This is a genomic window from Alteromonas sp. W12, assembly GCF_001924945.1.
In the GTDB taxonomy this organism is placed as follows: domain Bacteria; phylum Pseudomonadota; class Gammaproteobacteria; order Enterobacterales; family Alteromonadaceae; genus Alteromonas; species Alteromonas macleodii.
Genome location: NZ_LQXH01000001.1, coordinates 920,604 through 938,978 on the forward strand (window position 1 = coordinate 920,604; position 18,375 = coordinate 938,978).

The 18,375-nt window shown below is 44.3% G+C and carries 14 protein-coding genes; 4 read left to right on the forward strand and 10 right to left on the reverse strand.

Annotated elements, in window-relative coordinates:
* Positions 1-65: 65 nt before the first annotated feature.
* From AWH61_RS03815 to AWH61_RS03840, 6 genes are all read right to left on the reverse strand, one after another.
* Complete coding sequence (locus tag AWH61_RS03815) at positions 66-3,245, reverse strand: efflux RND transporter permease subunit (RefSeq protein WP_075176241.1); 3,180 nt, start codon at positions 3,243-3,245, stop codon at positions 66-68.
* A gap of 9 nt (positions 3,246-3,254) precedes the next feature.
* A complete protein-coding gene (locus tag AWH61_RS03820; protein ID WP_014948891.1) occupies positions 3,255-4,403 on the reverse strand; it encodes an efflux RND transporter periplasmic adaptor subunit in 1,149 nt (382 codons plus the stop codon).
* A gap of 139 nt (positions 4,404-4,542) precedes the next feature.
* Entirely contained in the window at positions 4,543-5,658 is a 1,116-nt protein-coding gene (locus AWH61_RS03825; RefSeq protein ID WP_075176242.1) for a GGDEF domain-containing protein, read from the reverse strand.
* A 2-nt stretch (positions 5,659-5,660) separates the two neighbouring features.
* A complete protein-coding gene (locus AWH61_RS03830) occupies positions 5,661-6,272 on the reverse strand; it encodes a PqiC family protein (protein WP_039227330.1) in 612 nt (203 codons plus the stop codon).
* A 177-nt stretch (positions 6,273-6,449) separates the two neighbouring features.
* The gene (gene pqiB / locus AWH61_RS03835; RefSeq protein WP_014948894.1) at positions 6,450-8,102 is read right to left on the reverse strand and encodes an intermembrane transport protein PqiB; all 1,653 of its coding nucleotides are present in this window, start codon (positions 8,100-8,102) and stop codon (positions 6,450-6,452) included.
* Complete coding sequence (locus AWH61_RS03840) at positions 8,099-9,241, reverse strand: paraquat-inducible protein A (RefSeq protein WP_139308972.1); 1,143 nt, start codon at positions 9,239-9,241, stop codon at positions 8,099-8,101. Before AWH61_RS03840 ends, pqiB begins: the two co-directional genes overlap by 4 nt.
* A 413-nt stretch (positions 9,242-9,654) precedes the next feature.
* Between AWH61_RS03840 and AWH61_RS03845 the strand changes: the two genes are divergently transcribed.
* Positions 9,655-10,428, forward strand: coding sequence for a hypothetical protein (locus tag AWH61_RS03845; RefSeq protein WP_232379133.1), 774 nt, complete (start codon positions 9,655-9,657; stop codon positions 10,426-10,428).
* 89 nt (positions 10,429-10,517) lie between these two features.
* Here the strand turns inward: AWH61_RS03845 and asnS are convergent, their stop codons facing one another.
* Positions 10,518-11,915 (reverse strand): asparagine--tRNA ligase, encoded by a 1,398-nt coding sequence (gene asnS / locus AWH61_RS03850; protein ID WP_014948897.1) that lies wholly within the window; start codon positions 11,913-11,915, stop codon positions 10,518-10,520.
* A gap of 325 nt (positions 11,916-12,240) precedes the next feature.
* Between asnS and AWH61_RS03855 the strand changes: the two genes are divergently transcribed.
* A complete protein-coding gene (locus AWH61_RS03855; protein WP_014976053.1) occupies positions 12,241-12,729 on the forward strand; it encodes a hypothetical protein in 489 nt (162 codons plus the stop codon).
* A gap of 182 nt (positions 12,730-12,911) precedes the next feature.
* On the opposite strand, the gene AWH61_RS03860 is transcribed toward AWH61_RS03855, so the two are convergent.
* Entirely contained in the window at positions 12,912-13,880 is a 969-nt protein-coding gene (locus AWH61_RS03860; RefSeq protein ID WP_014976054.1) for a calcium/sodium antiporter, read from the reverse strand.
* 252 nt (positions 13,881-14,132) lie between these two features.
* Here AWH61_RS03860 and AWH61_RS03865 point away from each other — a divergent pair, with 252 nt between their 5' ends.
* Entirely contained in the window at positions 14,133-15,620 is a 1,488-nt protein-coding gene (locus AWH61_RS03865; RefSeq protein ID WP_014976055.1) for a RimK family ATP-grasp domain-containing protein, read from the forward strand.
* Positions 15,617-16,891: a GNAT family N-acetyltransferase/peptidase C39 family protein gene (locus AWH61_RS03870; RefSeq protein ID WP_014948901.1), complete on the forward strand. Its 1,275-nt coding sequence runs from the start codon at positions 15,617-15,619 to the stop codon at positions 16,889-16,891. Before AWH61_RS03865 ends, AWH61_RS03870 begins: the two co-directional genes overlap by 4 nt.
* Before the next feature lie 125 nt (positions 16,892-17,016).
* On the opposite strand, the gene AWH61_RS03875 is transcribed toward AWH61_RS03870, so the two are convergent.
* On the reverse strand, positions 17,017-17,298 hold the full coding sequence (locus AWH61_RS03875) for a hypothetical protein (protein ID WP_170870494.1): 282 nt from the start codon (positions 17,296-17,298) through the stop codon (positions 17,017-17,019).
* A 456-nt stretch (positions 17,299-17,754) separates the two neighbouring features.
* Positions 17,755-18,276 carry a DUF2937 family protein gene (locus AWH61_RS03880; protein ID WP_014948903.1) on the reverse strand — a complete coding sequence of 174 codons (522 nt, stop codon included), beginning with the start codon at positions 18,274-18,276 and terminating at the stop codon, positions 17,755-17,757.
* Between the last annotated feature and the right edge of the window lie 99 nt (positions 18,277-18,375).

The following is an 18,375-nucleotide window of genomic DNA, read 5'->3' on the forward strand; positions in this document are numbered from 1 at the left end:
AAATGAGCCAATAAAGGCTCATTTTAAAACAGTTAGGTGTTTGTAGCTTTTCTCAGCGATAAAAGCTAGTCCATCGATGCACTTGGCTGAGGTACATGTGTATGAGAAGTACTATTGCCGTCGTTATCCTTAGTAGGCTTTTTGCGTACAATCTTGCGCTTAATAAACGTAAACGGACCACGTAAATCAAGCAGTATTAAGTACAAGCACGGCACCAATATAAGCGTTACAAGCGTAGCGTAAAGTACAGCAAAACCGAGTGCAGCAGCCATTGGTACAACAAACGCTGCCTGTAGGCTTGTTTCAAACATAATGGGCAGTACGCCCACAAACGTAGTGATTGAGGTTAACGTAATCGCTCGGAAGCGCGCGGTACCAGCTTCGGTCACCGCTTCTTTAATGCTGTAGCCTTGTGCACGGCGCTGGTTCACAAAGTCAGTCATAACTAGTGAGTCATTGATAACAACCCCTGCGGCAGCGATTAGGCCAAAGTTAGACATCATAGATAAGTCTAAGCCCAGCACAAAGTGGCCGAAGACTGCGCCTGTAAAGCTAAATGGGATAACCGACATGATAATAAGTGGTTGCCCATAACTTTTAAGTGGTACAGCAAGAAGGATATACACCATGATCATGGCAGCTAAGAAAAACAATATCTGCTCATTCTGTTGCGCTTGCTGCTCTTCAATGTCACCACCAAGTTCAGTCATAACCGACGGGAACGACTCTTTTAATTGAGGAAGTAGCTTCTCTCTAATTTCAGTGACCACTTCGTTTGGCTCAATCTTTTCTTCATCGATATTGCCCCAAATGTAAACGCTACGGTATCCACCTTCACGGCGAATGTAGCTTATACCTGGTTTCTCCTCTAAGGCCACAACATCACCCAGCATAACTTCCTCACCATTAGGCGTGGTGATCAAAGAGTACTTCAAGTCGGCGAAGCGTTCGCGGGTAAGTTCTGGGTAGCGCACCATTACTTTCACTTCTTCACCGTTTCGAATAACACGTTGTGCCTCGCCGCCGTAGAAGCCTGCACCTACTTGAGAAGCGATATTAGATAGAGTAAGACCCAAGTCGTACGCAACTGGAAGCAATGTCATTTGTACTTCTTTGCTTGGAGGGTCGATAGTTGAGCTAACGTCAAACAAGCCCTCTTGCTGCTGCAGCATTTCAATAAACTTAAGACCTGCTGCGTTTAGAGTGTCGATATCAGGGCCAAAGAGTAAATAACCAAATTCGCCGTCATCACCATCACCGTTTACGTCATCAACTACGGTAAATGATTTCATGCCGGTAATTTCAGGAATGGCTTCGCGCCAGCGACGAGCAAGCTCAAACGTGTCGATAGGGCGGTCTTCTTCATTAACTAACGGCGTTAAAATACGGCCTTCAGTTCTGTCATCGTTAAACGCAAGGCGGTCTCTTATCATGCCTTGACCAAACTCATCGATGATTTGTTCTTCAACGTCTAAGATTGTTTGCTCAACAATTTTTAACGCGTTAATGGTTGCTAAATCTGAGACGTTTTCATTCATCTCTATTTTAACGCTTGGGAAGTCATGAGGTACTTTCGGATTGGGAACCATTCTTACGTAATTAGCCCCAATAAGCCCCATACTTAGCATTAGCATTGCGACGAACATCATGAGTACAGCCCAGCGCCATTCAATCGCTTTTGCTAGAGAACGCTTGTAAGGACCGTTAACAAAAGCAAAGAATCGCTTGTTAAAACGCGCCCGCCAGCTATTTTGTTTGACTGGGGAAAATTTAGTGTGGGCTAAGTGCGCCGGCAGAATGAGCTTAGATTCAACTAGACTGAATGCTAAACACAAGATTACGACAACAGCGATATTGTAGAAGAATGCGCCTTCAGGCCCGCTGCTTAGCGTAAACGGAGCAAACACGGCGATAGTGGTTAAAACACCGAATGTGGCGGGCGTAGCTACGCGCTTTGCACCGCGGATTACATTGTCAACACCGCCACCTTTGCTTTCAATTTCGGTGTAAGCACTCTCGCCAATAACAATGGCATCATCAACCACAATACCTAGTACCATGATAAATGCGAACAGCGATAGGATGTTTATGCTTACACCAAACAGAGGCATTAGCATCATGGCACCAAGGAAACATACCGGTAAACCAACCATAACCCACACGGCAAGCCTAAAACGCAAGAACAGGGTTAACATTAGCGCCACTAGAATTGAGCCTTGAACCAGGTTCGACAACATCATGTCTAAACGAGCGTTAAGGTAATAGGTCATATCAACCAGAATTTCTAGACTTACTCCTTGAGGAAGGCTTTCGTTTTTCTGATCAATATAGGCTTTTACGGTTTCGGCTACAGGAATGGTGTTTTGGGTTTTAGTGGCTTTAACGGCAATATAGATAGCGTTCATGCCGTTGTATTTAAAGTAGCGTTCGCCTTCAACAAATCCATCGTTGATATAAGCGACATCGCCCAAGGTTACCTTCGCGCCGCCCGCCCCAATTTTAATGGGAATTTGCTTAAACTCATCGCCGCTGTAGTACTGGTTTTCAACACGTACCGATACAATACCTGAGTTAGTTCTAAGCTGACCTGCGGAAATGTTGGCAGAGTAACTATTAATTGCCTGTGTGACATCGGCAATAGTTAAGCCGTACTTCCTAAGCGTATCAGGTTTAATTTCAATGGCAATTTCATCGTCCGGCGTATTGGCTTCAACCAAAGAGATAGAGCCAAGTTGTAGAAGCTCATCTTCCACCTCTTTTGCCAGCACTTTGAGTTCTGATAAAGGCAAGTCACCGACAATAGGCATTTCAATAACTTGCTGCTGGAACTCTACTTGGGAAACATTAACCGGCTCCATGCCAGCGGGGAAGGTGGCAATACTGTCAACGCGAAGCTTCACCTTATCAAGTACATCTGTTAATTCAGCTTTAGTGTCAATTTCCAGTGTAACTGCACCGCCACCGCGAAATGCACGTGAAACCGTACGCTTAATCTCAGTAATGTCTTTTACTGCTTCCTCAACTTTAATGAAAATACTCTCTTCAATCTCTTGAGGTGAAGCACCAGGGTAGTTGGCTTCAACGGTGATGTAGTTTATTTCGATATTTGGAAACATCTGACGCTGAATAGTGAAATAGCTCGCTATCCCCATGATGATGATAAAAATCATCAGTAGGTTGGCGGCCACGGAGTTTCTGGCGAACCAAGAAATTATGCCGGTTTGTGTATCGTTGTGGTTTTCCATGACAGCTCCTTAGTTCGCTTTTGCTGTCACAATTTCGGTCGTGGTCTCAATGACCTTAACAGGCATACCGTTTTGAGGATATTCGGGCAAACTCATCACGACTTTTTTGGCATTGAAATCGCCTTGAATAAGGAAGTCGCCATTTTCTTCGCGAACAACTTTAACCTTTTGCGATTTTAATCTGTCTTCGTCATCTAACGTCCATAACAATCGATTGGTTACCAACTCTTGAGGTACGCGGTATACGTCGCTAAGGGTTTTTCCTTCAAATGCGATTGTGCTATATGAACCAAACTTCACGATAGGCTTCGACGAATTGATGGCGTAAGGATCTTCAATACGGGCAACGAAATAGCTCATACGCGTGGTGTTATCTACCACACCCGTATCACGGTGAATGGTACCTTTTACAGTAGCGCCCTGCACATCATCTACTTCGATGGCGATTTCACTACCAATGGTGTTGTCTGCTAGAAAAACACGGTCAAAGCCGGCTACAGGGAAGGTTACTTCAGCGTATTCGATGTTGTTAATGACAGCGACTGGCGTGCCTTGAGTTACATAGTCACCAGTGCTGATATCTCTAGATACTATAAGTGCATCGTATGGTGCTTTTACCTTACAGTTGTCTAAATCACGCTTGGCGATTTTAAGCTGCGCCTCTGCTGATTTTACGCCAGCTTGCGCACTCATTACTTGAGGTTTGCGAAGGTAAAGGTCAGTAACCCGTGCGTTAGGCATCGTTTTCGCTTCTTTGGCAGCGACATCAGCTTGGGCTTGCTCTTGGATAAGCTGTGCTTGCGCGCTAGCGAGGTTAGCTTCAGCCAGCAATAGTGCCGCTTCATATGCGTCAGCTTCTATTTCAAATAAGGTTTCGCCACGTCGAACCAGACCGCCGCTCACAAACTTAGGGTTCCAGCGCTCAACTTCTCCCGATACCTGAGCTGCAAGGTTTGTGGTTTCAAGGGGCGTTATTTCGCCATACGAGGTAAGTTGAACGCGCACGTCTTCTGGCGATAAAGCTTCAATGGTCACCGTTGGGCGGGTATCAACTTCTTCTGTAATAGTATTGTCAGAGGCAGAGGCTTCGATTCCTTTCATACCTAAGTAGCCTACTAATAAAACACCAATAGGCAGTGCAACTTTCATCCATTTCATGGCTAAATCTACTTTTATAGCGAATACTTTACATAGTGTAGCGCTAAAGTGTTTCAGGAATACAGCGCAAATGTAACTAAACATGAGTCAATTTTGTGTAAAGTCAGTTAACCGTACTGATTTAAGCAGGGAAATTGGTTTAGTTTCCTGAAAAAGAGGGGGAGCTCAACGACGAAAATTCGCACACGCAATCTCGACCATTATCTTTGGCATAGTAAAGTGCTTGGTCTGCTCGACGAACGGCGCAGGAAATATCTATATCGGGATTTACTTCGCTCACCCCGAAACTACTCGTTACATGGATCTCGCTACCGTTAATATTAAGCGGTGCGTTGTTCAAAATATCTCGAATATTTTCCAAAGCATTTACAGCACCTGCTTCATCAGTGTCGGTAAAGATGAACATGAATTCTTCGCCACCCCACCGTGCGAGAATATCTTGTCCTCGCAGACGAGAACTAAACACTTTTGAAATCTGACGAAGGACCTCGTCACCTTGTTCATGGCCTAAGGTGTCATTAATACTTTTAAAGCGGTCAATATCTGCAATGGCGACCGAAAATTTACGTTTGCTTCTCAGCATTCTTGCGTACTCGCGCTCTAGACACTGCTGCGCGCCTCGCCGGTTTAACAACTGAGTTAAGTGGTCATGCTTGGCCTGGCGCTCAAACTGCTCACTTAAATAAAGCGCGGTGTCGTAACTCTTTTGTCTACTGTACTCATAAAACGCCGACAGAAATGAAACGGTTAAAAAAGAATACAGTAAACGAGTTTTAAACGCGTAGGTGTAGTTTGCTACAAATGAAGCGTCGTTGAAGCCAAACAGCACGATGGCGCTAACTAGCGTGTAGGCAATAAGTGCGATGAGGCCTCTGACAAAGCCTGCAAAAAACATAGTGACTGGCGGCACCAAGTAAATCCAAAGGGGACCGGTATTGTCTTTACCACCGGTAATCAGCAGCAGGAGAGTCAGTACCATTAAACAGATAATGAGAAGTGTTATAGACCATGTACGAGCTTTGGCTGATGCAAACCGAACTTGTAAGCGCTGTGAAATAGCAAATACTACACTGGCAGTATAGAGCGTAGTTGAAAGAGAATATTCACCTTCAATAAAAGCCCTGGAGCCAAGCAAGAACGTGATAGACATACCCACTGCCGCAAAAAGGTTCACCACCATAATGCGTCTGTTGGTTTCATCTTTGTAGTGACGGCTTACACCACTAAATACGTATTGCTTGAGAGAGCCGAACATGATTAAGCAGATTTTGTCACAGTTTTTCTAATATCTTCTGCGAGTTGTTGGATAGTATTTCTCATTGCTTTGATACTTGGAGAAAATCCATCATCTTCCAGGGGCGTTTTGAATAAAAATGGGTAGCTTTGCGTTTGGCCTTTCACGTGAGTAATCACATATTGGCCAGATAGAATAACTTCCCCTTCATACGTGCTGACAAAATCATTGAGGTGCAACGCCATATGAACGGCTTCTTCACTTGCGTAGTGATCGGGGCGAAGCAATGACACTTGCTTTGATGCTAACGCGCTGGTTAGCGCCTTAGTAAGCCCTTCGTCTACAGGTTCGGCCCATAAGTGACTGGTTGAGATATGCAAGTTGGTGTCACTGGTTTGGTACACCAGCCCACGGTGTTTGAGATATTCCGGTAGGGTTATCTTATCTATTACAACAGCCGTTGATGCTTTGTTTACGGTATATGCACTGTCACCTGTGGTGTGAAGTAAGTAGTATGTCAGCGAACGAGGCGCGCTACTACACGCCGATAATACGCAGGTGAAAAGCGCAAACGCACCGATAAACAGTGCTTTACCTGTAGGTTGAGATGGGAAAACCTTAAACTGCTGTATCATTCTATTTATTCCTTCCATCCTTGTTTTTGGATGTTTCGCTATGGCAATACTGTCAATTGACATTCACTGTAGCGTATTACTTTCTTAATATCGGCTAATTATCAAGGATAAAGAGCATTCATTTTTCACACCATTGTTGCTCGAAAATTAACCGCGCATTTGTTTGACTCTACTGCGCTAATTCTTCGCTTTAGGTTGAATGTCCGCTTCATCATCCTTTGAAAATATTAAACTATTCGGAGACTGGTTTAGCTTTAACAATAAAGGCTGAATGTTGCGCATGGTTTCTTGCAGCGCATCAACGGTCTCTTTTATCTCAGACTGGTTAAAACCACCCTCGCTGTAATTTTTAAGCAGGCCATCAAGGCTAACAAGAACCTGATTAAGATTACTATTTAATGCTTTCGCATCAATATCAGCAATAAGTACATCAAAGTCGCTGCTTGCCGTTTCCACAGACTCAGCAGCTAAACGCATGTCTTCAACGGCTAACTGTACATTTTCCACCATTTCCTTAAGCGGAAGCTGATTGATTTTGTCTAAAATTGCGTCGGCCTTTTGCGTCAATTGCGTGAACTCGTTACTAACAGTAGGAATTACTTCGTAGCCGTTAATCACTTCAATGCCGCTGTTACTGTCAGCGTCGGGTACATGCTGTAAATCAACGTACAAGCCACCGGTTAAAACATTGCCCATGCGTAACGACGCCCGAAGATCTCTCTCAAGCCAGTTTCGAATGGTTTGCTTGATTGCACTAAGGCCTTCTTTAGTATCTGGCTGCCTTGCTTTGCCAGGGTAAATATTAATAAGCACGGGGATGGGATAATCTCGCTCCAAAATGTTGCCATCCAAAGCAGGGAAGGAGTTGATAGCAGTCACGTTGCCAATTTCAATACCACGGTACTCAACCGGAGCGCCAACGGTTAGACCTCGCACACTTTCATCGATAAGTAGCAAGTATTCAGCGGCGACTTTATAACGTGCATCTGAGGCGGATGTGCTATCCCCATAAATTGTGAAAAAGGCGTTATCTAGCACTTGTTCACCTTTTGGCACGCCGTCAGGGATCCCAAAGGTAATACCGTTCGCTAATAGGGTTTCCAAGCTGCCTGTTTCAACGCTTACACCGTTCGATTCAAGCAACAATTTAACGCCGCTGACATCCCAGAAACGTGTCGTGTTGGTTATGAGTTTATGGTAAGGCGCTTCAATAAATGCGTCGTAATACACCACACGTTCTTCAATATTAAAGGTAGCGTCTTCAAACTCGCCAACTTTAAACCCTTTATAAATAATAGGATCGCCAGGTTTGTAGGCAAATTCGTCGTCACTTTTTAACATAACATGCAGCCCTGGAGTGCCAGGAGGCGTAACCGGTGGGCGTTCAAGTGCCGTAAAATGGAGTTGCTCTTTGCCTTTATCATGGGCTGACATAGCAATATAGCTGCCAGACAAGAGGGTGTTGAGCCCTGAAACTTCAGAAAAACTTATACGGGGGGCGACAACCCAAAATTTTGCATTTTCATTGAGTAGATGGGCCGCGCTTGCATCAATTCTGGCCGTGACAAGTACGCCGTTTAAGTCAGGTTTTAGCGTTATCTTTTTGACCTGTCCAATATCTAAGTCGCGCACTTTTATTGGTGTTTTGTTTACCTCAATACCTGTTGCCGAATGCAGCTCTATCGTAATAAGAGGGCCCTGATTCTTCCATTGGTAGTACACCATCCAGCCACCAATAACGATAACAAGAATTGGGATAATCCAAATGCGAGAAATGGACGAGGTCGGTTTGACCTTAGCTTCATTAATGTTCGGATCGTTTGTGGTCATGGTAATTGCTTCCACTGCTGCCAAATTAGCCTCGAATCAAACGTCATCGCGGCTATCATCGTTACAAATACAACGGCACAAAAGGCGAGTGCCGCTTGGCCCGGATAAATAGACATGGTGTTCCCCATCTGAATAAGGGATACCAGCACTGCTACAACAAAAACGTCTATCATCGACCAGCGGCCTATCGCCTCAGTGATGCGGTAGTAACGTATACGTAATTGTTTTGAAGTGGTTTTCTCTCGCTGTACGGAAAAGTTGAGCCAAGCAAGAATAATAATTTTTGCTACTGGCACTACCACGCTGGCAACTAAAATAATAATCGCCACTGGATACGAGCCCGATTCCCACAACGATATGACACCACCAATAATGGTATTGGGCGTCTCTTGGCCAAAAAATTCAGTATACATAATTGGCAGTACATTAGCAGGAATATATAAGATACAAGCGGTGATCAACAACGCCCACGTGCGCTGAATACTCTCTTGCGCTTGTGCTTCACACAGTGGTTTAGGTTGTGGTGGTTGGCCTTGAGACATCCACATGGCGTAGCGTGTGGGATCAAATTGGGATATACAAAGAGCCGTGAACGCTGAAAAGCCAACGAATGCGTAAAATGATAGGCCTATGGAAACGTCGGCCAATTCGGTAATTTTTATAAGGCTAACCAAGGTACCAACAAGAAAAATTTCTGCCATGCTCCACGGTAAGAGGGCTTTCACAAGTTTGTAAAGCCGCGGCAAGTAAAAGGGGCGTCGGTTTTGTATTTGAGCTAACGATAACAATAGCAGGCCGCCGAGTACCATTCCGGGCAGCAGTAACGTCGCTAAGCTGGTTATTATTGCTAGCGATAAATAATCGTTTTCAATGAGTACGGTAATGCCGGTGGGCAAGTCAATACTGTGCTTTTGACCGCTTGCTTTAAATGTCAGAAAGTTAAAAGGTAACGAAAGTAATAAAAATATCAGGGCACTGAAAGTATAAGCGAGCAACTTTTCGCTTGCGCCATCGCGATGAGATATTAGTGTGTGGTTACATACTGGGCACACGGCCCGTTGCCTGTGTGCTAGGACGGGAATGTGTACCTGAGTATGGCATTGCTCACAAACTATAGATAACGTATTTGATTCAGCCATATGCTTTTGCACGCCACTTTTTGTATGCTCGTTGTATGATAGATAGCAGCCTAGAGGTATAACCCGTTGATTTTTAGAATCAACAGCATAGCTTATTGCAGGCATGTCGGGAAGTATAGCCAGTCGTATTTAGCAGTATAACAACAATAATTGACGATTAAGTGATGGAAATAGCAAACGAAATTCGTAGTGTATATGGAAAAATTAAGAAGCAGGTAAGTCGTTTATTCCTGAAAAGGCGTGTTGGTTTTTTACGTTTTTGGATGAGTATTACCTTTGCTCAGCGATGTTATTTTTTAGCAACCAGCATGCTTTTGTTGCAAATATTTCTGAACATAGAAAGTAGACTGTTTGAAGCAATAATGTTTGGTTTTGCTCTTACGGGCATTGTTAGCGAGACATGGCCCAGGTTCATGACACTTTGGAACAGCTTACCAGGTAAAGCTGTGATTCTGTTTGTATACGCAATCATCGCAAACTTTGCACTCGCCTCTGCAAGTGGATTAGTGAATAGCATAACTGGCGTATCAGCAAACGCCTTGCCCTACAGTCACAATTTTGCGCTTATTCTTATGGTGCCAAGCTGGTTCTTTGTTACCACCATGTTAGGGCTCGTGGGTGGCATGCTTCTTATTATTTTCTATCTGTTTTTCTTACTGCTATTGAAGCCGTTTGGCGTTGCGCGGTTTTGGCATCCAAAACACTATCGGTTTGCTACCTCTACCACATTGGCAAGATTAGCATGGACATTGGGCGTGGCGCTGCAGCTGGGAGTTTTAGCTGGGCAAGTTGGGCTACTCTCTGAATTTAGTAGTGAAAGTGCTAACCCTTTAATAAGCATAGAAAACGTAACGGAAAATGAGCTTGAAAATGGTGAAGCGCAACTTACTAAGGAACAAGCGGAAGATATTTCTGAGTTAGAAAAGGACTTAACCACGCTACTGACTAACGCAAAACAAAAGAGTGTTGATTACAAAAAGTCACAACGACGTGCCTTAGCCTATTTCATTTATGAGTTTGAAGCTGACTCACTCTCACGCTGTGCTCATCCTGAGGGAACCCGCGTTATAGAGCTTAACGACTACGAAATTTTGCAGATTGAAAAGACAGATGAAGTGGAAGAGGGATTTGTTTACACGGTTGAACCTTGTCGCTCTGCTGCAATTGGAATTTCAGTAAGTCCGTAAACTAGCGCTGAGATAATAACGGTTCAAGAAGTAAAAAAGCCCGCATGTAGCAATCTACATGCGGGCTTTTAAATCTAGCGAACAACTGCTTAGAAGCTAGCGTTGCCCGGTGTACGTGGGAATGGGATCACGTCACGTACGTTTTGCATGCCAGTTACGTATGCTACAAGGCGCTCGAAACCAAGACCGAAACCTGAGTGAGGTACGGTGCCGTAGCGGCGAAGGTCGCGATACCACGCGTAGTCTTCTTTCGATAGGCCCATTTCGTCAAGGCGTGCATCGAAAACGTCTAGGCGTTCTTCACGCTGTGAACCACCGATGATTTCACCGATACCTGGCGCAAGTACATCCATTGCTGCAACAGTCTTACCGTCATCGTTAATGCGCATGTAGAACGCTTTAATATCTTTCGGGTAGTTTTGCATGATAATTGGCGCACCAACGTGTTCTTCTGCAAGATAGCGCTCGTGCTCAGAAGATAAATCGATACCCCATTCAACAGGGAATTCAAATTCTTTGCCGCAGTTTTGCAGAATTTCGATAGCGTCAGTGTAGTCCATGCGAACAAAGTCAGAGCTTACTAACTTTTCTAAACGCTCAATGGCGTCTTTCTTAATACGCTGAGCAAAGAACGCCATGTCGTCAGGCAGCTCTTCAAGCACGGCCTTACATACATACTTCAGCATGTCTTCAGCTAGTTGTGCTACGTCTTTCAATTCAGCAAACGCCACTTCAGGCTCAATCATCCAAAACTCGGCGAGGTGACGAGACGTGTTTGAGTTCTCTGCACGGAACGTAGGGCCGAAGGTGTACACCTTAGACATAGCTGTGCAATATGTTTCAACGTTAAGCTGACCTGATACCGTTAGGTAGGTTTCCTTGCCGAAGAAATCTTCTGAATAGTCAACATTGCCTTTGTCGTCGCGTGGAAGGTTCATCATATCAAGGGTTGATACGCGGAACATTTCACCTGCACCTTCTGTATCGCTTGCCGTTAGAATAGGCGTAGAGATCCAGAAGTAACCTTTCTCATGGAAAAAGCGGTGAATCGCCTGAGACAAACAGTTGCGAACACGGGTTACCGCGCCGATAACGTTAGTGCGTGGGCGAAGGTGCGCATATTCGCGAAGGTACTCAATGCTGTGACGTTTAGCGGCCATTGGGTAGGTATCAGGGTTTTCTACCCAACCCAAAACTTCAACGTCAGTCGCGTCAATTTCAACGGCTTGGCCTTGGCCCTGAGACTCTTTCACTGTACCGGTAACCGATAATGAGCAGCCTGCTGTTAAGCGCTGGATATCGGCATAATTTGACAGAGAATTTAGCGCAATAACTTGTACAGGATCGAAGCAACTACCGTCGTGTAGTGCAATAAATGATAACCCCGCTTTAGAGTCGCGGCGTGTTCTTACCCAACCCTTTACGGTTACCGATTCGCCAACGGCGTACTTACCTTTAAGTACGTCAACTACGGGCGCATGCGTCATGTTAATTTCTCCGTCTTACTAATTTTATGTTGTTGCTTACTATTGAGTCATTTTCAACAACACAGTGCATTAAACTGTGAATGAAAAAATGCACTAAAATTTGCTTTATGGTCAATGTTTTTGGATTGCCATGCCGATAACTTACTAGAATCTGTATTAGCTTTTCGCTTTTCAAAAAGGCATTTCGCAATTCGCTTGGTGCCAAGTATAAGCAAAATACAGATCGAAACATGACTTGGTGATGTAAAAATAACCAATGAAATACAATCCAATAGCACGCTAGTATACCCAACATAAAGCGGGATGCCAGAGAACAGAGTGACAAATGGGAAATAAAAATGATTCGAACACGCCAGTGTCTCAGCAAGCACAAGAACCGAGTGCTACGCAAAGTGACGCTGACCGTTCTAGCGATGCCGAAAATGAGAGAAGTTCTATGACTTACGAGCAACTTGCAGAGCGACGTTCAACGCCCCGTTCTAAAACGCCTTTTTATAAGGTGATGCTTGGGTTAAACATCGTTGGCTGGGTTGGCATGGTTGTCGTACTCATACTGTTTCACTATGCGCGCCCTGACTTTATCAGTGGCGTGCAGCAGTACTGGGGAATAAAAGGCGATACCAGTTGGTCTGAAAGTCATTTATCGGCCATGACCATCATGCTGCAGGTATGTTTAATAGTGAGTTTGGTTAGCATAATTATGCGTGCCAGAAGAAACCGTCGTCAAAGCGATAGCTTTGGCATAAACCTATTCATTTTATTTGCTATTGCGGCGATAAGCCTAATCACACTGGCTACCACACTGGGCCTGTAAATAGTGAAAGCGCTCTACATGGGGTGCACGACAAAAACATAACTCAAGGACAAATAACAAAGCTTTGTGAGTAGCGCTTTCGACAAACGGCGTTTATGTCACTTGATGGGGTTGCTATGAGCTTCCCATCAAGTGAGCGATGCATAATAAGCGTTATTAATTACAAGGCTTGCGGCAATAACTTAGATAAAAGCGGCTTGGATAAGCCAGTACGTATAGGCCGCGTAGGCCAGCACGAATGCTCCGCCTTCCAGACGGTTTAAACGTCCTTGGCGCTTAATGCCAATACAGAAAATGAATAGGGCAATGGTTGATGCGAACATCACCATAACGTCGCGGTATAAAAACTCAGAACCTACGGTCATTGGCTGAATGGTGCCTGCAATGCCCACTACTGCCAAGGTGTTGAACATGTTAGATCCGATCACGTTACCAATGGCTAAATCGTGTTCGCCTTTCTTCACCGCCATTAGCGATGATGCAAGTTCTGGTAACGATGTACCAATTGCGATAACCGTCAACCCGATAATAGTATCGCTAACACCAAAGAAAGTGGCGACTTCTACCGCGCCCCATACCAGCATACGCGAGCTTGCAACTAGCAATAAAAGCCCCGCAATCAACCACATTACGTGGGTTTTTACAGTACCTTCGTTGCTATTAATCTCTTCATCGTATTCGTCGGCGAGGGCGTCTTTGTCGCCTTTCATGCCGTGATAAATACTCCAAGAAAGCAGAAGCACAAACAGTCCTAACAAAGAGAATGCGTCGTCTTTCGAGATATTTAAGTCCCACACCTGCCATGCGGCAAAGAAGGTGATGCCAAGTAAAACAGGCAGCTCTTTCTTAATGATTTCTGATTTAACCGCAATAGGACTAATGATTGCGGTAAGGCCAAGGATTAACAAGATATTGGCGATATTAGAGCCATAGGCGTTGCCCAGCGCTATGCCAGAGTTGCCTTGAATAGCTGCAAACACTGAAACGATGATTTCAGGGGCCGATGTACCAAACCCAATGATGAGCATACCGATGAGCAAGGGGGAAACACCGAAATGATTGGCTACCGATGCGGCACCACCTACAAACTTCCCTGCGCTCCAAAGCAAAACCGGTAATCCGATTAAAATAGCCAAGCTGGCTAATAACATACGTACTCCTTAAACCATTCGTATCTTGTTTGCTTACTTCAATGTATAGGCAAACTCAATAAACAAAAGTCGTTTCAATCTATTCAAATGCACATTAGTTTTTGTTGTCTTAACGATGAAAAAAAGCCGTGCTGATAATGCTATGCAAATGATGAGTAAAGCGTAAACTCAGCGCTACTTTAATCGTGTTTGTAAATTGAACAAACACAGTAATAATTGTAACTGACAACACACTATTTAGAAGCGAATTACATGCACAATACACTGATTGTTACTGATGATGTTACTCCTTTTTGTAACACAGCTTTAACCGTGCTGACTTTTCAAGATTATCTTGCTGAGTTTCCAAAGTTGAACGAGCCCAAAACACGCGTTATCAACATTTGTGATACTACGCGTTACTTAAGCGAAGGGTACTATTGTTCACTTTTGGCTCAGGCACGTAATCACTCTGTATTGCCTTCTGTAAATACCATTAACGATTTACGCATGGCGGAAGAGAAAAGTATCGATCGCATCGTCTTCTCTTTGTCGGTATCTCAAGACAATACGGAAATTACTGATGAGCCTATATTAGTACTTTTCGGCGAAGTGAAAGATCAGCGCTTTAAGCGTTTGGCGCGCCAAGCGTTTGAAAAATACCCGTACCCTGTTTTGGTGTTAAGCCCAACAGTTACCGATACGAAAGTGTCGCCTAAAGCCACGGGTAAAGTACAAATTGAAGGCTTTGCAAGCGTACAGGCAAAAGCGTTTAAGGACTTAAATGCCAAGCAACAAGCGCGTTTCATTGAGCAATTAGAAGCACATACCAAAATACAGTGGAAAGCCGGTAAAACGAGCAAACGTACTCGTTGGGATATGGCCATTTTGGTTAACCCAGAAGAGAGCACGCCGCCTAGTGACGAACGCGCCATTAAAAACTTTGTGAAAGCAGCTGAAAAAGTGGGCTTTCGCGCAGATGTCGTGAGTCGCCTGTCGCAAGAAGAATTGGGTCACTATGATGCATTGTTCATTCGTGAAACGACGGCGATTGACCATCATACTTACCGTTTAGCGCGTGCCGCAGAGCGAGAAGGCATTGTGGTTATGGACGATACCCAATCAATTCTGCGCTGCTGTAACAAAGTGTACTTGCAGGATGCGTTTGCTTATCAGAAAGTGCCAGCGCCGAAAGCGACGTTTGTATCGAGCGCTACTGATGAAGTATGCGAAAAACTCATAGCTGACTTTGGTTTGCCGCTTGTTTTAAAACTGCCAGAAAGCTCGTTTTCCCGCGGCGTGCATAAAGCTGAAAATAAAGAAGCGTTAAAAACGCGCTTAGAACAAATGCTGGCTGAATCGGCACTTGTTTTGGTTCAGGAATATATATTCACTGAATTCGACTGGCGAATTGGTGTATTAGGTGGCAAACCTATTTACGCTTGCCAATACTTTATGGTGCGCAACCATTGGCAGATATACAACCATCAGGGAGACCGATTCTCTTCGGGGGGATTTGCCACAATGCCAACGTTTGAAGTGCCTAAGCCGGTGTTACAAGCTGCTATCAAGGCCGCTAAAGCGGTGGGTGACGGCTTGTATGGTGTAGACATCAAGCAAACCGGCAATGCAGTTTATGTTATTGAAGTGAACGACAACCCAAGTATCGACTCGGGTGTTGAAGACAAATATTTAGGCAAAGAACTGTACGAATTAATTATGCAGGAATTTGCTGACAGGTTGGAGCAAAGAGGGCGATGATTACATCGGCTGAGCGAGTAATTGAAGTGAATAATGCAAGTCCACAGGAAAGCGCAAATCGTGCATATGGCCTAGCTGAGGGCGCATCTAATACTAAATCGACAAATAGTGTTGGTGTGCCTTCTACGCAGTCGAGTGTAGTGCTGCGCATTGCGACATTACACGATCTTGCTTCGCTTCAGCACATTGAGCAAACTTGTTTCACCACCGACAGGCTAAGTAAAAGTCGTTTCAAATTTTACATTGATGCACAGCACGCAGAGCTTATTGTGGCCGAGCGTGAGCCGTCGACTTCAAGTTCTAACCTCGACAAAAATAAGCCGAGTGTAAATAGCATTGTTGGCTATGGACTGTTGCTACTGCGTCGTGGAACGCAGCTCACTAGACTGTATTCTATCGCAGTCTTGCCTGAGGCGAGAGGGCTTGGCGTTGCTGAAAAGCTCATAAATAGCTTGGGGGAGCGGGCGCTTTTGCGGGGAAAGCGATTTATGCGCCTGGAAGTGGCAGTAGGTAATGCTGGCGCCATTGCTCTGTATAAAAAGTTAGGGTTTAGTCAGTTTGGTATGTATACCGATTACTACGACGATCACACTGACGCATTACGTATGCAAAAAGTGTTGGTGCCGAGTAAATCAGTTAAGCCAGAGGTTTATCCGTGGTACCAACAGACGACTGATTTTACCTGCGGTCCATCAGCATTAATGATGGCAATGTGTGCATTGAACAATCGCTATGAAATGACCCAAGAAAAAGAACTATCGTTGTGGCGTACTGCTACCACGATATTTATGATGTCAGGTCATGGCGGTTGCCACCCGGTTGGATTAGCGCTCGCCGCGGTAAACGAAGGTTATGCAGCGAAAGTGGTCATCAATCAGGATGTCCCGCTTTTTGTTGATGGCGTTAGAGATACTAACAAGAAAGCGATAGTCGAAAATGTTGAGTCGCAGTTTATGGCAGAGGCACGTAGAAAAGGCATTTCTGTTGAAATCTCTGACTGGCGAGTTGATGTTATCGATCAAACCCTTAAAGCTGGCGGGGCAGTATTGTGCTTAATCAGCACTTACGCGTTCGATAAGAAAAAGGTTCCCCACTGGGTTGCGGTGACTAGCTGCGATTCTCATTGCTATTACCTGCACGATCCAGATGCGAGTGAGGGACAGCCTGTCGAGTATCAACACATTCCGGTTGCCCGCGAAGACTTTTTAAGGCTTGCCAGCTATGGCACGCGTAAAGTAAGAACATTGGTACTCCTTAAAAAGAAAAAGTAACACGAATTTTTGCTTAGGCCTGAGGCACGGAGAATGCTTGAGGCCTCATACCATTAGTTCGCAAAGATAAATACCCACTTAACGAAACTTAACATAGCCATAACCTTGGTGTGCTTACCCAAGTATTAGTGATGTACTTGCGTAACATTAACCTTTTTATTTAGCGTTTTAAGTTGTTTTACTAATTGAGAAAGCTCTTTCACCGAACCTGAATAATCAATGTGCTTATTCATTTCCTGGCCTTTCACAGCACTTCTATAAAGCGCCTCACTTTCAAAACACGCAGTTTGCTCATTAAGCGTGTTCCATTCCGCTTTTAGGTCGCTTGGAATACAGTGACGTTTTGCAATAATTTTGTCTTTTATTTGCAACACTTTCCCGATTAATAATTGTGCATCTGTTGGCATAATAATATCTCCTGTATAGCTTTTTGTGTTTAAGTTGCTGTTTATCAAAGGCATTAAGTGTTTACTTTGATAGGCGTAGTGTAAATTCAGCAACATCTCAACACACACTCATAATAAGTGTTGCAGCAAAGATGCCAACTCTTACTAGATGATGATTTAGAGCACGCCAAATGTGCCTAAATGCGGATCGCAACTGATGAGGCTCAATAAAGCGAGAAAGAGAGCGAGAAAAAGAGAGCGAGGAAAGCTAAAACGAAAAATAGCGAAGCCGACTGACGGATAGAGAAAAAGCCCGACCGATTCTAGTGCATGGCTTGCATGATGCCTTGAAATCTCAGGCCATGAAATACCAAAGCCATGCAGCTCATTAAGATCTAATGTGTTGGTTTAGTTGGACTGGTAGAAGTGGCTTTTTAAAAAACAATAAACCACGTATCAACAAGATAAACCCAAGTGCTATTTATAAGCGTAGCGTTTGGGTTTATTTTTAATTTTCTTAACCTGACAATAGCAGAAGTGTGGCGTCCAAATTAACAGATTAAGTAATATAGCGGTAACAAGGCTGAACACAATTGACGAAGGCGTTAGTGGGACAGAGGGGCTGAAATTATCTAACACGCGCTTGAGCGTACCATATTGAGAAGGCGAGGCCATAAACACAAGCTTTTCGAAGTAATGACCGTGCTCTAGCTTCCTCATGCCTTGCTCTAAAGTGGTGATCTGGGCGAAGCGTGTGGCTTTCATCGAGGCATTCTCTCGCACAACTGGCTCACTGTTTTTCTGTAAGCTTTCAAGCATGGCTTCAACCGAAGAAAAACCATGCTGCTTGGCGAGCGCTGACGAACTAGAAACTTCATCTCTCAGTGCATCATAATAACCATTGAGGTATTGACGATAATGATCCGCCAAGATGGGGACTTGAAGTGTAATGATAAACAAGACTGCAAATACAACTTTATCTAAAACACGTACTATCATTCAAATCTCGCTATAAACACTCTGCATTAATGATCTAATTAGTGACCCGCTTTAAAGTTGAATGTTCACTCTATAACAAAACTAACATCAACCCTCGGG

Bases quoted from the DNA above. Each gene is read 5' to 3' on its own strand.
- asnS (WP_014948897.1), bottom strand. From the start codon at position 11,915: ATGACGCATGCGCCCGTAGTTGACGTACTTAAAGGTAAGTACGCCGTT.
- AWH61_RS03880 (WP_014948903.1), bottom strand. From the start codon at position 18,276: ATGATAGTACGTGTTTTAGATAAAGTTGTATTTGCAGTCTTGTTTATC.
- AWH61_RS03820 (WP_014948891.1), bottom strand. From the start codon at position 4,403: ATGAAATGGATGAAAGTTGCACTGCCTATTGGTGTTTTATTAGTAGGC.
- AWH61_RS03855 (WP_014976053.1), top strand. From the start codon at position 12,241: ATGGGAAATAAAAATGATTCGAACACGCCAGTGTCTCAGCAAGCACAA.
- AWH61_RS03860 (WP_014976054.1), bottom strand. From the start codon at position 13,880: ATGTTATTAGCCAGCTTGGCTATTTTAATCGGATTACCGGTTTTGCTT.
- AWH61_RS03845 (WP_232379133.1), top strand. From the start codon at position 9,655: ATGACACTTTGGAACAGCTTACCAGGTAAAGCTGTGATTCTGTTTGTA.
- AWH61_RS03875 (WP_170870494.1), bottom strand. From the start codon at position 17,298: ATGCCAACAGATGCACAATTATTAATCGGGAAAGTGTTGCAAATAAAA.
- AWH61_RS03870 (WP_014948901.1), top strand. From the start codon at position 15,617: ATGATTACATCGGCTGAGCGAGTAATTGAAGTGAATAATGCAAGTCCA.
- AWH61_RS03830 (WP_039227330.1), bottom strand. From the start codon at position 6,272: ATGATACAGCAGTTTAAGGTTTTCCCATCTCAACCTACAGGTAAAGCA.
- AWH61_RS03825 (WP_075176242.1), bottom strand. From the start codon at position 5,658: ATGTTCGGCTCTCTCAAGCAATACGTATTTAGTGGTGTAAGCCGTCAC.
- pqiB (WP_014948894.1), bottom strand. From the start codon at position 8,102: ATGACCACAAACGATCCGAACATTAATGAAGCTAAGGTCAAACCGACC.
- AWH61_RS03815 (WP_075176241.1), bottom strand. From the start codon at position 3,245: ATGGAAAACCACAACGATACACAAACCGGCATAATTTCTTGGTTCGCC.
- AWH61_RS03840 (WP_139308972.1), bottom strand. From the start codon at position 9,241: ATGGCTGAATCAAATACGTTATCTATAGTTTGTGAGCAATGCCATACT.
- AWH61_RS03865 (WP_014976055.1), top strand. From the start codon at position 14,133: ATGCACAATACACTGATTGTTACTGATGATGTTACTCCTTTTTGTAAC.